This window comes from Achromobacter sp. SIMBA_011 (assembly GCF_046535435.1).
GTDB lineage: Bacteria > Pseudomonadota > Gammaproteobacteria > Burkholderiales > Burkholderiaceae_B > Achromobacter > Achromobacter dolens.
Genome location: NZ_JAWRWN010001355.1, coordinates 1 through 229 on the forward strand (window position 1 = coordinate 1; position 229 = coordinate 229).

The following is a 229-nucleotide window of genomic DNA, read 5'->3' on the forward strand; positions in this document are numbered from 1 at the left end:
TGCACAAAGATGCCCCGCAGCGTCGATATGAGCTACGCGAGATGTTCAACGCGCTGCGCTGGATCGTGCGCGCGGGAGCGCCCTGGCGCATGTTGCCAAATGACTTTCCGCCTTGGGAACTGGTTTATCAGCAAACGCAACGCTGGATTCAAGCGGGTTGTTTCGAGGCCATGGTCAATGATCTGCGTTCGGTTATCCGCGTCGCGCAGGGCCGTAAGGGCCAGCCCAG

Annotated in this window: 1 protein-coding gene; it reads left to right on the top strand. The window is 59.8% G+C overall.

The features are described 5' to 3' along the window. Positions 1–229 (top strand): transposase (locus SB816_RS35490; protein WP_410548683.1); only part of this gene is annotated, 229 nt, incomplete at both ends.